This window comes from Pseudaquabacterium pictum (assembly GCF_005403045.1).
GTDB lineage: Bacteria > Pseudomonadota > Gammaproteobacteria > Burkholderiales > Burkholderiaceae_C > Pseudaquabacterium > Pseudaquabacterium pictum.
In genome coordinates this window covers 318,130-332,024 of sequence record NZ_BJCL01000004.1, presented here as the reverse complement: position 1 = coordinate 332,024, position 13,895 = coordinate 318,130, and the positions used below count along the sequence as shown (strand labels likewise).

The 13,895-nt window shown below is 71.1% G+C and carries 11 protein-coding genes; 3 read left to right on the top strand and 8 right to left on the bottom strand.

The genetic code is table 11. The features are described from left to right. Positions 1-4: 4 nt before the first annotated feature. From FFT10_RS11040 to FFT10_RS11025, 4 genes are read right to left on the bottom strand one after another with little or no spacing between them, the layout of a single operon-like run. Positions 5-1,888 carry an AMP-binding protein gene (locus FFT10_RS11040; protein ID WP_228027059.1) on the bottom strand — a complete coding sequence of 628 codons (1,884 nt, stop codon included), beginning with the start codon at positions 1,886-1,888 and terminating at the stop codon, positions 5-7. Between the two features lie 2 nt (positions 1,889-1,890). Then, on the bottom strand, positions 1,891-2,688 hold the full coding sequence (locus FFT10_RS11035) for an enoyl-CoA hydratase/isomerase family protein (RefSeq protein ID WP_137732869.1): 798 nt from the start codon (positions 2,686-2,688) through the stop codon (positions 1,891-1,893). A gap of 13 nt (positions 2,689-2,701) precedes the next feature. After that, positions 2,702-3,736 carry an amidohydrolase family protein gene (locus FFT10_RS11030; RefSeq protein ID WP_137732868.1) on the bottom strand — a complete coding sequence of 345 codons (1,035 nt, stop codon included), beginning with the start codon at positions 3,734-3,736 and terminating at the stop codon, positions 2,702-2,704. Next, the gene (locus tag FFT10_RS11025) at positions 3,733-4,692 is read right to left on the bottom strand and encodes a hypothetical protein (protein ID WP_137732867.1); all 960 of its coding nucleotides are present in this window, start codon (positions 4,690-4,692) and stop codon (positions 3,733-3,735) included. Before FFT10_RS11025 ends, FFT10_RS11030 begins: the two co-directional genes overlap by 4 nt. Before the next feature lie 179 nt (positions 4,693-4,871). Here FFT10_RS11025 and FFT10_RS11020 point away from each other — a divergent pair, with 179 nt between their 5' ends. Next, the gene (locus tag FFT10_RS11020) at positions 4,872-6,515 is read left to right on the top strand and encodes an acyl-CoA synthetase (RefSeq protein WP_228027058.1); all 1,644 of its coding nucleotides are present in this window, start codon (positions 4,872-4,874) and stop codon (positions 6,513-6,515) included. A gap of 16 nt (positions 6,516-6,531) precedes the next feature. Beyond that, positions 6,532-7,368 (top strand): enoyl-CoA hydratase-related protein, encoded by an 837-nt coding sequence (locus FFT10_RS11015; RefSeq protein ID WP_137732866.1) that lies wholly within the window; start codon positions 6,532-6,534, stop codon positions 7,366-7,368. A gap of 19 nt (positions 7,369-7,387) precedes the next feature. On the opposite strand, the gene FFT10_RS11010 is transcribed toward FFT10_RS11015, so the two are convergent. The 4 genes from FFT10_RS11010 to FFT10_RS10995 all read right to left on the bottom strand — a co-directional run bounded on the left by FFT10_RS11010 (position 7,388) and on the right by FFT10_RS10995 (position 12,484). Continuing rightward, a complete protein-coding gene (locus FFT10_RS11010; protein ID WP_137732865.1) occupies positions 7,388-8,911 on the bottom strand; it encodes an amidase in 1,524 nt (507 codons plus the stop codon). Between the two features lie 83 nt (positions 8,912-8,994). Beyond that, positions 8,995-9,993: a Bug family tripartite tricarboxylate transporter substrate binding protein gene (locus FFT10_RS11005; protein ID WP_137732864.1), complete on the bottom strand. Its 999-nt coding sequence runs from the start codon at positions 9,991-9,993 to the stop codon at positions 8,995-8,997. Between the two features lie 2 nt (positions 9,994-9,995). Further along, positions 9,996-10,679 (bottom strand): TetR/AcrR family transcriptional regulator, encoded by a 684-nt coding sequence (locus FFT10_RS11000; RefSeq protein WP_137732863.1) that lies wholly within the window; start codon positions 10,677-10,679, stop codon positions 9,996-9,998. Between the two features lie 98 nt (positions 10,680-10,777). After that, complete coding sequence (locus tag FFT10_RS10995) at positions 10,778-12,484, bottom strand: AMP-binding protein (RefSeq protein ID WP_137732862.1); 1,707 nt, start codon at positions 12,482-12,484, stop codon at positions 10,778-10,780. A 382-nt stretch (positions 12,485-12,866) separates the two neighbouring features. Between FFT10_RS10995 and FFT10_RS10990 the strand changes: the two genes are divergently transcribed. Further along, positions 12,867-13,814 (top strand): alpha/beta fold hydrolase, encoded by a 948-nt coding sequence (locus FFT10_RS10990; RefSeq protein WP_162520771.1) that lies wholly within the window; start codon positions 12,867-12,869, stop codon positions 13,812-13,814. Positions 13,815-13,895 lie beyond the last annotated feature (81 nt).

Here is a 13,895-nt window from a genome sequence, read left to right as displayed (position 1 = left end):
GTGGTCACTTCAGGACGATCACGTCGTCGGTGGGTTGCTCGGCATACAGCCGCTCGACCAGTGCGGCGCGGCGCGTCAGCCCGGCCTTCTGGTTGATGTAGCCCTTGTCGGTCAGCTCGTTGCCGTCGATCGACGGCGGCTCGGTCAGCAGCACCACGCGGCCGATGCGCCGGCTGCTGGCGCCCTGGGTGGTGGCGTTGTGGGCCTCCAGGCCGCGCTGCACGGCCTCGCGCACGGCGGGGTGGGCCACGATGGCATCGAAGCCCGCATCGGGCTGGCCGATCAGCGCCCGGCAGGCCGCCAGGTTCGGCCAGGCCAGCAGGCCGATGTAGGGCCGGTCCTGGCCGGTGACCAGGGCGTCCAGCAACACCGGCGAGCAGGCGGCGATGCAGTCGGTGCGCAGCTCGCCCACATGCACGAAGGTGCCGGTGGTCAGCTTGAACTCCTCGGTCACCCGGCCGGCGAAGATCAGGCCGGCGGCCGGATCGGCCGGGTCGGACAGCACGCCGGCATCGCCGATCTTGTAGAAGCCTTCCTCGTCGAAGGCGGCGGCCGTCAGCTCGGGCTGGGCGTGGTAGCCCGGGAACACGTTGATGCCCTTGAGGCGCAGCTCGTACATGTTCGGCGTGGCGGTGGGCAGCATCTTCAGCTGCACGCCGGGGAAGGGCAGGCCGATCAGGCCGACACGCTCGGTTTCCCAGTAGGTGCCGGTGGAGGTGGGCGCGGTCTCGGTCGAGCCCCAGCCGGTGTAGAAGACCAGGCGGTGGCCGGTGTACTGCACCGCCAGGGCCTGCATGCGGGCATACAAGTCATCGGGCAGGCGGGCGCCGCCATAGGCCAGCAGGTTCAGGTTCTTGAAGAAGTTGCGCGCCAGCGCGTCGTCCTTCTCCAGCGCGGCGGCCAGCATGGCATAGCCCGAGGGTGCACTGCTGTAGAGCGAGGGGGCGATCTCGCGCAGGTTGTTCAGCGTCTCCTCGTACTGGCCCGGCACCGGCCGGCCGTCGTCGATGTAGAGCGTGCCGCCTTCGCCCAGGATGCCGTGGAAGGTGGAATTGCCGCCCATGGTGTGGTTCCAGGGCATCCAGTCGAGCACCACCGTCGGGCCCGGGCCGGGCTGGCTGCGCACCTGGTTGCCCTGTGCCACGTTCGCGCACATCATGCGCTGGGTGTTGATGACCGCCTTCGGCATGCCGGTGGAGCCGCTGGTGAACAGCAGCTTGCCCACGGTGTCGGGCGTGATCGCGTCGATGGAGGCCTGCACCGCCGGCGTCACTGGCGTGCGCGACAGGGTGTCGAAGCCATGGCTGGCGATCCCCTCCGGCGCACGGTCGACATGGACCACCGGCAGCCCGTCGAGCTGGCCGTTGGCCTGCAGCGCGGCCAGCGCCTTCTGGAACTGCACGCCGTCCTGCACCAGCACGGCGGCGGGCTTGACCAGGTTGAACAGGTACTTCAGCTTGGCGTGGTCCTGGCTGAGCAGCGAGTAGCTGGGCGAGAACGGCGCCACCGGCAGCCGGGCCTGCATGGCCGCCTGGGTCATCAGCGCATGTTCCAGCGAGTTGCCCGACAGGATGGCCAGCGGCCGCCCGGCCGGCACGCCCAGGTCCAGCAGCGCCTGGGTCAGGCTGTCGATCAGGGCCTTGCCTTCGGCATAGCTGATGCGCCGCCACTGCCGGTCAGCCCCCTTGCGCTGGGCGATCCAGGTGCGGTCGGGCGCGGCGGCGGCCCACTTGGCCACCAGGGCCGGGATGTGCGGCGCATAGGGCTGCAGCGGGATGCGCGACTGCAGCACCAGCGTGCCATCGGGCCGCCGCTCGACGTCGATGTCGCGCGGCAGCCAGTTCATCTTGCGGAACGGGGGCTTGGTCGCCCCGGCGGCTTGGCTCATGGTCATTGGCCCTTGAAGTCGGGTTGGCGTTTTTCGAGAAAGGCACGCATGCCCTCGGCCATGTCCTGCGTCTTGAACAGCGGCAGCAGCTGCAGGTAGACGTGGTGCACATGGTCGGGGAAGGTCTCGTTCAGGCCCATGCGCATCATGCGTTTGCTGGCCTGCACCGCCAGCGGCGCGTTGGCGGCGATCTCGGCGGCCATGGCGCGGGCGGTGGCCTGCAGCTCGGCATCGGGCACCACCAGGTTTGCCAGGCCCCAGTCCACGCTCTCCTGCGCCGACAGCGTGCGGCCGGTGAAGATCAGCTCGGCCGCCTTGGCCCAGCCGATCATGCGCGGCAGGAACCAGGTGCCGCCGGATTCGGGCACCACGCCGCGCTTCACGAAGGCCGCGGCCAGCTTGGCCGACTGGCCCATGATGCGGATGTCGCAGCCCAGCGCGGTGTCCATGCCGTAGCCGGCGGCGCCGCCGTTGACGGCGCAGATGGTGGGCTTGTCCATCGCCTGCAGCACCGTGGGCGGGGTGTTGCGCAGGTCCAGCGTGGTGCGGGTGCTGTTGTCGTTGGCGATGCCGCTGGTGCTGCCGGGCTTGGCCTCGCGCAGGTCCAGCCCGGCGCAGAAGGCCCGGCCGGCGCCGGTGAGGATGACGCAGCGCACGTCGGTGTCCTCGTTGGCACGCAGGAGCGCGGCGCTCAGGTCGTTGAGCATCACCCGGCTGATGGTGTTCATGCGCTCGGGCGCATTCAGCGTGATCGTCGCGATGTGGTCGCTGACGGCGTAGAGCACTTCGTTGGTGGACATCGGGCTTCCTTCGTCAGAGGCGGTACACGCGGGCGGCGGTGTCGTGGAACATCGCCTGCTGCGCGGCAGGGCTGTAGCGCGCGGCGATCTTCTTCATCGCGTTCCAGTAGGTGCCGTAGGCCAGCGATCGGCGGTCGACCGGGAAGTTGCTCTCGAACATGCAGCGCTCGGGGCCGAAGCAGTCGATCATGTGGTGGTACCAGGCGGCCTGGGCGTCCACCAGTTCATCGCTGCTGGCCGGGCGGTCGCGCTTGTCCCAGCCGAAGCCGTTGTCGGGCATGGCCATGCCGCCGAGCTTGGCGACGACGTTGGGGCACTGGGCGATGGCGGCCACGTCGCGCTGCCATTGCAGGAAGATGGCATCGCGCTGGCCGGCATACGGCCCCACGCCCAGCGGCGTGCCGAAGTGGTCGATCACCATGGTGGTGCCCGGCACGGCGCGCGCCAGGGCGGCGAAGGCCGGGTTCTGGTGGTGGTAGTGCCAGGTGTCGTAGCTCAGGCCACGCTCGCCCAGGCGGGCGACGCCGGCGCGAAAGGCCGGGTCGGCATACAGGCCCTCGGCGCCGCGGCCGGGGATGCTGAGGTGCTCGGGGTGCGGATCGCGGGCGCCGGAGTGGCGGATGCCCTTGAACAGGCCGCCGCCAGCCTCGGCGTGGGCATCCAGCGCTTCATCCAGCGTCGGCCCGCCGCGCAGGTCGGCATGGGCCACGATGCCGGCGATCACCGCGCCGCCGCCGCCATCGCGGCTGGCAAGCGCGATGCGCGCGACGAACTCGGTTTCGCCCACCGGTTTCAGGTGGTCGGGACCATCGGGCCGGGCCGCAGCGCGGCATTCGATGAAGACCGTCTTCACCAGGTTGTGGCCGCTGTTGGTGTCGCCCCACAGGTCACCCAGCAGGTAGGCGGGCCGGCCCGCCGGCCAGGGCGCGCCGGGCGTGCCGGCCAGCCACAGGTGGTGGTGCGGGTCGATGATCGGCCGGTCGGGGTCGATCGCCTCCTCGCGCCCGAGGCGCAGCCAGGCCTCGCTGCCGGGGACGGGTGCGCTCATGCCTGGGTTCCTTCCAGCGGCTTGCCCAGCATGCGGGCTTCTTCGTCGTACGCGGCATACGACGCCTTCAGCGTGGCGCTGTTCAGGATCATCTCCGCCACCAGCTGCTTCGTCACGCCGTCGAGGATGCGGGTCTTCACCCAGACCGACTCGGTGCGGGCGCTCTCGCTGAGCGCGACGATCTCGCGCTCCAGCAGGTACGGGTGGTCGACGAACAGCGGGCCTGCGATGCGCTTGATTTCCTGCCCGGCGAACAGCCCCACCGCTGGACCCTTGCCGCGGAACTGCGCCTGGTCCATGGTGCTGCCCAGCAGCACGCTGATCATCTCGGTGGGGATGATCGGCCGGCCCCAGGGTGAATCGGCACCGGTGTACCAGCTGCACGGCTCGGTGATCACCTGCAGCTTGTCGTTCAGCGTGAACGGATAGTGCGGCCCCATGTGCTGGCCGAAGGCCATGCGCACCGATTCCGGGTTGCCGGCACCCTGCTGGCCGACGCGCAGATCGCGGTTGATCACCAGTTGCTGCGCCGGCCGCAGCTTGGCGATGCGCTGCGTGATCTCACTCGGTGGATGCGGCCCGGCGCCGACGCTGGCCGTGCCGGTCAGCACCGGCGTGCCATCGGCCTTCTCGGCCCAGAGGCGGGTGAACGTACCACCGGCGTCTGGCAGTTGGACAAAGGCCCGCACCTGCTCGCCCTCGACCACCATGGTCTGGTAGTGGGCGCTGATGCAGCCGGTGGCGTACCAGTCGGCGCCCCACAGCTGCACCAGCAGCGGGTCGAACTGGCTGAAGTGCGTCGGGCCCTCGATCGGCCCGGCACGCAGGCCCAGGTCGGCGGCCATGGCGTCGTCGTGGATGGACTTGTGGCCGTCGTAGGTCTGGTCGGCCAGCATCTGGCGTGGCTGGCGCAGGCGGCCGCACAGGAACGGGCGCTCGGCAAAGGGGTGGGCCATGGCGGGTGCGGCAGGGGTGGGCCGGCCAGTGTGGAGGGCCGCCGCCGGCCATGGCTAACACCTGGGTGACAGCCGGGTGCGGCAGGCACCCGCCGGGCGGGCAGGGGCTTCACGGGTTGATTCGGCGCCATCGCCGCCCAGAATGGCCCCTCCGGACCACCGCCTGAGCGCCCGCCCGCATGACCAATCCCGCCCCATCCACCGACAGCACCGCCTTCGCGATCGATACCGCCGCCCAGGCGGCGATGCGCAGTTCCCGCCCGGCCGGCCACGGCCCGGTGCGCGCCTACGACTGGATCGGCCACCATGCCGCCAACCGGCCAGGCAAGGAGGCGGTGCGCGAGCTGAGCCCGCGCAAGCACCACAGTTATGCCGACCTGGACCGGCGTGCCGAGGCCCTGGCCGTGCATTTGCAGTCGCAAGGCATCGGCCGCGGCGCCCGGGTGGCGCTGCTGGCGCACAACGGCGTCGAGTATTTCGACCTGCAGTTCGCCTGCGGCCGCACCGGCGGCATCGCGGTGCTGCTGAACTGGCGGCTGACCGCCACCGAGCTCGAGTACATCCTCAACGACAGCGCACCGCTGCTGCTGATCCACGATGTGGAGTTCACCGCCACCGCGCAGGACCTGCAGCAGCGCTGCGGCATCCGCCACCTGCTGTGCATCGACAAGGGCCGGGGCGCGGCCAGCGCCTACGAGGCGGCACTGGCCGCCCAGGCCGGCCAGGTGGCCCGGCGCGAGGTGCTGACCCACGACGACGTGGTGACCATCATGTACACCTCGGGCACCACCGGCCACCCCAAAGGGGCGATGATCACCCACGGCATGAACTTCTGGAACTGCACCAACCTCGGCACGCCGGCCGGGGTGGGCATGAAGACGGTGCACCTGTCGGTGCTGCCGCTGTTCCACACCGGCGGGCTGAACTGCTACTCCAACCCGGTGCTGCATGCCGGCGGCACGGTGGTGGTGATGCGCACCTTCGACCCCGGCGCCGCGCTGCGGGTGATCGGCGACGTGGCTGAGGGCATCACCCATTTCTTCGGCGTGCCGGCGCCCTACCAGTTCATGCTGCAGCACCCCGAGTTCGCCACCACCGACCTGAGCCGGCTGCAGAGCGCCGGCGTGGGCGGTGCGCCCTGCGCCCTGCCCATCCTGCAGGGCTGGGGGTCGCGCGGCGTGCACCTGATGCAGGGCTTCGGCATGACCGAGACCAGCCCGGCCTGCATCTTCCTGGATCCGGCCGATGCACAGCGCAAGCTGGGCTCCACCGGCAAGCCGCTGCTGCACACCGAGGCCCGCATCGTCAACGACGCCGGCGCCGACTGCGGGCCCGACGAGATCGGCGAGCTGTGGGTGGCCGGCCCCAACATCACCCCGGGCTACTGGAACCGGCCCGATGCCACCGCCGGCGCGTTCGAAGGCCGCTGGCTGAAGACCGGCGATGCCGCCCGCATGGACAGCGAGGGCTTCTTCTACATCGTCGACCGCTGGAAGGACATGTACATCTCCGGCGGCGAGAACGTCTACCCCGCCGAGGTGGAGAACGTGCTGTACCAGCTGCCCCAGGTGGCCGAGGCCGCGATCATCGGCGTGCCCAGCGACAAGTGGGGCGAGGTGGGCCTGGCGGTGCTGGCGCTGAAGCCCGGGCAGACGCTGGACCGCGACACCGTGCTGGCCCACTGCCAGGGCAAGCTGGCGCGCTTCAAGATTCCCACCGACATCGCCATCGTGCCGGCGCTGCCGCGCAATGCAACCGGCAAGGTGCTCAAGCGCGAGCTGCGCAAGCAGTTCGTCGGCAGCAACGCCCCGGCCATCACCTGATCAACCCCTGCACCCCATGACCACCTGGACCTGTTTCGATGTGACGATGGACGGCGCCGTGGCGCATGTCCGCATGAACCAGCCGCAGCGCCACAACGCGATGACGCCGGCCTTCTGGGCCGAGATTCCGCAGCTGTTCCGCCAGCTGGATGCCGCCGGCGGCGTGCGCGCCGCGGTGCTGTCGTCGGTGGGCAAGCACTTCAGCGCCGGCATGGACCTGAGCGTGTTCGCCAACGCCGGCACGCTGGGCACGGTGGACGTGGCCGCGCGCGAGCGCTTCCGCCACCAGCTCAGGCAACTGCAGGGCAGCTTCCATGCGATCGCCGAGGCGCGCTTCCCGGTCATCGCCGCCATCCAGGGCGGCTGCATCGGCGGCGCGGTGGATCTGGCCACCGCCTGCTGCCTGCGCTACTGCAGCCGTGAGGCCTGGTTCTGCATCCAGGAGATCAACATCGGCATGATGGCCGACGTGGGCACGATGAACCGCATGCCCAAGCAGATCCCCGAAGCGGTGATGCGCGAGCTGGCCTACACCGGCGACCGCCTGGGCGCCGAGCGGGCTGAGCGGCTGGGCTTCGTCAACGGCCTGTTCGACGATGCCGCCGCCACCGTGGCCGGCGCGCTGGCGGTGGCGCAGAAGATCGCTGCCCGCGCCCCGGTGGCCGTGGCCGCCAGCAAGGAGATGATCAACTACACCCGCGACCACTCGGTGGCGGAGAGCTTCACCTACATGAACGCGCTGCAGCCCGGGGTGTTCGACCCCGAGGACATCGCCCGCGCGGTGGCGGCGCAGAAGGCCGGCCAGCCGGCGGCGTTTGCCGACCTGCCGGCGATCGCGCCGCCGCTGGGCTGAGGCTCCGCCGCCGGGCTGATCAGACCGGGCTCTGCGCCGGCACGCTGCCGGCCAGCCCCGGCTCGGGCGGGTGGGTGACGATGGACCGCAGTTCGGGGCAGGGCTGGCGCAGGCGCTGCACATCCGGCCGCGGCCGCGCCAGCAGCGCATTGCCGGCCCAGGCCTGCTCGATGGCGCGGGCCGCGCCCAGCAGTGCGGCATCACCGTTCAGCGGGCCGATCAGCTGCAGGCCGAACGGCATGCCGGCTGCGTCCACGCCGCAGGGCAGCGACAGGGCCGGGTTGGTGGCCAGCGTCACCACATAGGTCAGGGCCAGCCACTGGTAGTAGGTGGCCATGGCCTGGCCGTCCACATGGGTGGCGAACAGCGTGGTCCAGGGGAAGGGCGACAGCGGCGTCACCGGGCTCAGCAGCAGGTCGAAGCGGCCGAAGGCGGCGTGGACATCGCGTGCCAGCCGGGTCTGCGCCAGGTGGGCCTCGGCCCGGTCGGCCAGGCTGATGCGCGCGGCCAGCTCCACGTTGGCGCGCACGTTGGGGCCCAGCGTCTCGGGCGCGCGACGGTGGGTGTCGCCGAAGGCGGCCAGGAAGGCCTCGGCGCGCAGCACATCGAACGTGCGGTCGGCGTCGGTCGGCTGCAGCGGCCAGGGCTCGCAGCTGGCCACCAGTGGCCGCAGCGCATCGATGCGCTGGCGGAAGGTCGCGCGCACGCCGGCATCCACCGCGCACAGGCCGAAGTCTTCGGTGTAGCCGACCCGCAGCCGTGAGAGATCCACCTCGGGCAGCGTGGTGAAGCGGGATGCCGGGATGTCGGCCGACAGCGGATCGCGGCCATCGAAGCCCACGCTGGCGGCCATCAGCAGCGCGGTGTCGGCCACGTCGCGGCCCATCGGGCCCAGCACCGACAGCGCCGACCAGCCCAGCGGCCGGGCGGTGTTGGCCACCATCGAGGGCGACGGCCGCAGGCCAACCACGCCGCACAGCGCCGCCGGGATGCGCAGCGAGCCGCCGGTGTCCGAGCCGGTGCACAGCGGCAGCATGTCGCAGGCCAGGGCCGCGGCCGAGCCGCCCGACGAGCCGCCGGCGTTCAGCAGCGGGTTGAACGGGTTGCCGGTGGCGCCCCACACCGGGTTGCGGGTGTTGGCGCCGGCGCCCATGTCGGGCACGTTGGTCTTGGCGGTGACGATGGCGCCCGCCGCCTTCAGCCGTGCCACCAGGCCGATGTCGGCCGCGGGCACATGGCCGCGCAGCCCGATGTTGCCGTAGGTGGTCAGCAGGCCGGCGGTGTCCTGCAGGTCCTTCACGCCCAGTGGCAGGCCGTGCAGCAGGCCCAGCGGCGCGCCGCGCAGCACCTGGTCCTCGGCCACACGGGCCTGGGCCAGGGCGCGGTCGAAGTCGGTGGCGGCCAGCGCATTGACGCCGGGGTTCAGCGCCTCGATGCGGGCGATGCAGGCCTGCAGCAGCTCCACCGGCGAGACGGCCTTGCGGCCGATCAGGCGGCGCTGCTCGACCGCGGACAGGGCCACCAGGGCGTCGTCGCGGGCCATGTCAGTTCCGCACGGCCGTTCCGAAGGAACTGACCTCCCCCACGGGGGGAAACGAGCGCAGCGAGTCAGGGGGCCTTTTCATTTCAGTCCACGGTGATGTTGGCCTTGCGCACCAGCTCGCGCATCTGCGGCAGTTCCTTCTGCACCCGGGCCTCGAAGGTGGCCGGCGGCTCGTAGGCCACCTCCAGACCGGCCTTGGCCAGGTCGGCCTGCAGGGCCGGGGTGGCCATGGCATCGGCCAGGGCCTTGACCAGGGTGGCGCGCACCGGCTCGGGCAGGCCGCGCGGCGCCACGAACGACACCCAGGCCGACAGCTCGAAGCCCGGCAGGCCGGATTCGGCCAGCGTGGGCACGTCGGGCGCGGTGGACAGCCGGCGGGCGGTGGTGACGGCCAGCGGCTTGATCTTGCCGGCCTTGATCTGCGGCAGCGAGGCGATGTTGGTGTCGAAGGACATCGGCACCTGGCCGCCGATCAGGTCCTGCATGGCCGGGGCGCTGCCCTTGTAGGGCACATGGGCGATGTCCACCCCGGCCGCGGCGTTGAACATCTCGCCGGCGAAGTGCGAGCTGGTGCCGGCGCCGAAGGAGGCGTAGTTCAGCTTGCCCGGCTGCGCCTTGGCCTGGGCCACCAGGTCCTTCACGCTGCTGAACGGCGCCGACGGATGGGCCACCAGCATCAGCGGGATGCTGCCGATGGTGCCGATGGCCTCGAAGCTCTTGAGCGTGTCGTAGGGCAGCCTGGGCTTGAGCGCCGGGTTCATCGTCCAGGTGGTGTTGCTGCTGCTCAGCAGGGTGTAGCCGTCGGGCGCGGCCTGGGCCACCGCCTGTGCGCCCACGGCGGTGCCGGCGCCGGCCTTGTTCTCCACCACGATGCTGCTGCCGGGCAGCTGCAGCTGCATGTGGCGGGCCACCAGGCGGCCCAGCACATCGGCCGCGCCGCCGGGCGGGTAGGGGACGACGATGGTGATCGGCCGCTCGGGGAAGGCGGCCAGCGCGGCCTGCGGCGCGCCGAACAGCGCGAGCACGCCCAGGGTGGCCAGGCCGGCCAGGCGGCGGCGCGCAGATGCAGTGGATGGGTGCATGGTCAGGGCTTTCGGTGGGGTCGTGGGACAGGAGCGGGCGTGGCCGGCGGCGCCGCGCACTGGCAATGCGACAGCAGCAGCCGGCCCAGCAGCTGCAGCTGGGCGGCCTCGGCCGGGCCCGGGTCGCCGAACAGGCGAACCATGCCCAGCCCGCGCAGGCCCGACAGCACCAGCTGCACCAGGGCCGGCGCTTCGGTGGTGGCCTGCAGTTCCGGCAGCACCGCCAGGAAGCGGTCGATCAGCGTCCGGGTCACGGCCTGGCGCTTCTGCGCCACCTGCAGGCGCAGCTCGGGTTCGGCCGCGCTGCCGAAGTACACCGCCCAGGCTGCCAGGAAGCGCGGCGGCGCATAGGCGCGCTGCCACAGGGCCTGCACCAGGCCGTCGCAGCGGGCGGCCAGCGGCAGGTCGGCCGCCGGCCAGGCCACGCCGTCGGGCCCGCTGTCGCGCAGGATGGCGTCGATCACCTCCACCATCAGCACCGCCTTGGAGCCGAAGTGGTGCTGCACCGCGCCCGGGGTGAGGCCGGCGGCCTTGGCCACCTCGAACACCGTGGCGCCCTGGTAGCTGCCCGCGCCCAGCAGGTCGATGGCGGTGCCGATCAGGTGCGCGCGGGTGGCATCGGCCTGCTCGGCGCGCGGCCCTTGGCTGCGTGTCGGGCGCGGGGTGCTGCAGGGCGGTGGTCGCATGTTGCGACGTTACACATTACAGGTGAAATGTCAAATCCTGGCTGCCGATCTGCCAGCCATCCAGCCGGCGCTCTGCCGAGACGGCTGGATGGCCCGGTTCAGGCCCAGACCACCGGCGCGCCGGTGGCATACCACTGGTCCACCGCTGCGGCCACGCTGGCCTCGATGCGGCTGCGCTTGATCTTCATCGTGGGTGTCAGCGTGCCGGCCTCCATGCTCCAGGGCTCGCGGGCGACCACCAGCATCTGCAGATGCTCATGGCTGGCCAGGTCGGCGTTCACGGCGGCCAGCAACTGCCGCAGTGCGGTGTCCACCTGGGCACGCACCGTGTCGTCGGCCAGCTTCGGGCGCAGGTGTTCGTCGAGCACCACCACCGCATAGGCCGCCGGCTGGCCCATGCCCGAGACCATCGACAGCTCGACCATCGGGTGGGCGTTCAGGCGGTTCTCGATCGGTGCCGGCGCCACGTACTTGCCCTTGGCGGTCTTGAACAGCTCCTTCTTGCGGCCGGTCAGCACCAGCTGGCCCAGTTCGTCGTAGCGGCCCAGGTCGCCGGTGCGGAAGAAGCCGTCGTCGGTGAAGCACTCGGCGTTCAACTCGGGCTGCTTGTAGTACCCAGCCATCTGGCCGGGCGACTTGACCAGCACCTCGCCGTCGTCGGCCAGGCGGGCCTGCACGTCGGGGAAGGGCCGGCCCACCGTGCCCACCGCCTGCTCGCCCGCGTCGCCGGTGTGCGAGTAGGCGAAGTCCTCGGTCATGGCATAGCCCTCGGTCAATTCCAGGCCCAGCTTGCGGTACCAGCGCAGCAGCTCGGCCGGCAGCGGGGCCGAGCCGCTGCCGGCATTGCGCACCTGGTCCAGCCCCAGGCCGGCCAGCACCTTCTTGCCCACCACGGCCGCCATGGCGGGGTTGGCCAGCGCGGCATCCAGCTGGGCGGCAGGCATCTGCGCCAGCACCGCCTGCTGGAACTTGGTCCACAGCCGGGGCACCGAGATGAAGCTGGTGGGTTGGGCCCGCTTCACATCGGCCATGAAGGTGGCCAGCGAGTCGCTGAAGAACACATGGGTGTCGCCGGTGATGAAGGCGGTGCACTCGACCCAGGCGCGCTCGAAGGTGTGGGCCAGCGGCAGGTAGGAGATGACACGCGATGGCGCCTGCACGCCGCCGTTCATCGCCACGCCCCGGGCGACCATGCCCCGCGCGGCGGCGGTGATGCTGCCGAAGGTCTGCATCACGCCCTTGGGCTGGCCGGTGGAGCCCGAGGTGTAGAGCAGCATGGCCAGGTCACCGGCCGCGCGCTGGGGCCGGCCGGGCAGGGGCGGTGTGCGGGCGGTGATGGCATCCCAGCGGGTGCAGCCCGGGCGATCGGCCAGCGCCGCCGGTGCCAGCGGCAGGGCAATGCAGGGCAGCCCGGCGGGGATGCCGCCCTGTTGCAGATCCCAGGTGTCGAGCTTGCCGATGAACAGCAGGCTGGCCTCGCAGTGGCCCAGCACATAGCCCACGTTGTCGGCCGTCTCGGTGGGGAAGATGGCCACCGTGGTGCCGCCGGCCATCCAGATGGCCAGCTCGGCCATGAAGAAGTGCGCGCTGTTCTTGGCCAGCATCGCGATCCTGGCGCCGGGCGGCAAGCCCAGCGATTGCAGGTGCGCCGCCATGCGGCGGGCCTGGTCGAGCGTCTGCGCCCAGGTGTAGTCGACGACCTCGCCGCCGCCGACCGGCTGGGTGAGGAAGATGCGGTCCGGCTGCGCGGCTTCGTGCTGGTAGACGTGGTCCAGGATCAGGTCGGGGGCATGGTCGTTCGACATGGGGGCTGCGGGCCTCGGGCAATGGGGATGGGCCTGCACTGTCGGTGGCTGGCGCAGGCCCGGCAACAGTCGTTTCCACCAGTGATGTCGGTCGTGCGGGTTGTGGCGACGGGCAGCGCGGCTTCGCACGGACCCGCAGTGCGGGCCGGTGTGGCATCCAGCACCTGATGCGATGCCATGCCACGGAGCCCCGCCTGGCTTGCCGTGCAGCCGCGGTTGCCGGAATGGACGGCATGGCGCTTAAAGTGGCGTCATGCCTGCCTCCGGTTCCCACTCTGCTGGTTCGGCTGCCGAGATTCGCTTTGCGCAGCTCCGATCGGGCGCGCGAATCGCCTGGGCACGCCACGGCCGAGGCCCTGTGCTGGTGCGTGTGGCGCACTGGATGACGCATGTGGAGCACGACCTTCGATCCCCGGTTTGGCGCCCCTGGCTGGATCGCCTGGGGCGCGAGTTGGAAGTGGTGCGTTACGACGAGCGTGGTTGTGGCCTGTCCGGCAGCGACGACGTGCCGCTCGAACTGGATACCGCCGTCGAGGAATTGGCCGCTGTGGTGGCGGCCACCGGCGCGCCGCGGGTCGCGCTGCTGGGTCAATCGGGCGCGGCGGGACCGGCCGTCGCCTATGCCGTGCGCCACCCGGAGCGGGTGTCGCACTTGGTGCTGCTCGGCGGATATCTGGCCGGCTTGCTGCATCGCGCGCCCAGCCCCGAGGCACTGGCCTTTCACGACGCATCCCTGCGTCTGGTCGAGTTGGGCTGGGGCCGCAACGATCCTGCGGTGCAGCAGTTCTTCACCACCCGCTTCATCCCCGATGCCAGCCTGGACGAAGCGCGCGCACTCAACGAGCAACAGCGCCTGTCATGCGGTGCGGCCAGGGCAGTGCAGATCATGCGTGCTCGCGCCGCGCTGGACGTGCGGCTGCTGGCCCCACTCGTGCGCTGTCCGACCCTGGTGATGCACGCCGAGGGAGACCAGATCGTGCCGGTGGGGCTGGGTCAGGACCTGGCCGCGGCGATACCCGGGGCACGCTTTGTGACGCTGCCGACCCGCAACCACATCCCTCTGGCAGCGGACCCGGGCTTCGAGTTGTTCTGCCGCACAGTCACCGCGTTCGTGCGTCCCGACGGCATCAAGCCTGCGCTGACCGCGCGCGAGCTTGAACTGGCCGAACTGGTCGCACAAGGGCTGGACAACCTGCAGATCGCCGCCCGACTGGGTGTGGCCGACAAGACCGTGCGCAATGCGCTGTCGACGCTGTATGCCAAGCTGCAGGTCGAGGGACGACCACAAGCTGTGGTGCGCACACGCGAGCTCGGCCTGGGCGGATCCTGAGCGGTCCGTCCTTCCTGGGTGTCCTGCCTCGACCGGGACCGCCAGCACGGCGGTTCTGGACGCACGGGACACCTGTCCCGC

What these genes read in the sequence shown, in the direction of transcription:
- FFT10_RS11040 (WP_228027059.1), bottom strand. Translation starts at nt 1,888, where the DNA reads ATGAGCCAAGCCGCCGGGGCGACCAAGCCCCCGTTCCGCAAGATGAAC.
- FFT10_RS11035 (WP_137732869.1), bottom strand. Translation starts at nt 2,688, where the DNA reads ATGTCCACCAACGAAGTGCTCTACGCCGTCAGCGACCACATCGCGACG.
- FFT10_RS11030 (WP_137732868.1), bottom strand. Translation starts at nt 3,736, where the DNA reads ATGAGCGCACCCGTCCCCGGCAGCGAGGCCTGGCTGCGCCTCGGGCGC.
- FFT10_RS11025 (WP_137732867.1), bottom strand. Translation starts at nt 4,692, where the DNA reads ATGGCCCACCCCTTTGCCGAGCGCCCGTTCCTGTGCGGCCGCCTGCGC.
- FFT10_RS11020 (WP_228027058.1), top strand. Translation starts at nt 4,872, where the DNA reads ATGACCAATCCCGCCCCATCCACCGACAGCACCGCCTTCGCGATCGAT.
- FFT10_RS11015 (WP_137732866.1), top strand. Translation starts at nt 6,532, where the DNA reads ATGACCACCTGGACCTGTTTCGATGTGACGATGGACGGCGCCGTGGCG.
- FFT10_RS11010 (WP_137732865.1), bottom strand. Translation starts at nt 8,911, where the DNA reads ATGGCCCGCGACGACGCCCTGGTGGCCCTGTCCGCGGTCGAGCAGCGC.
- FFT10_RS11005 (WP_137732864.1), bottom strand. Translation starts at nt 9,993, where the DNA reads ATGCACCCATCCACTGCATCTGCGCGCCGCCGCCTGGCCGGCCTGGCC.
- FFT10_RS11000 (WP_137732863.1), bottom strand. Translation starts at nt 10,679, where the DNA reads ATGCGACCACCGCCCTGCAGCACCCCGCGCCCGACACGCAGCCAAGGG.
- FFT10_RS10995 (WP_137732862.1), bottom strand. Translation starts at nt 12,484, where the DNA reads ATGTCGAACGACCATGCCCCCGACCTGATCCTGGACCACGTCTACCAG.
- FFT10_RS10990 (WP_162520771.1), top strand. Translation starts at nt 12,867, where the DNA reads ATGACGCATGTGGAGCACGACCTTCGATCCCCGGTTTGGCGCCCCTGG.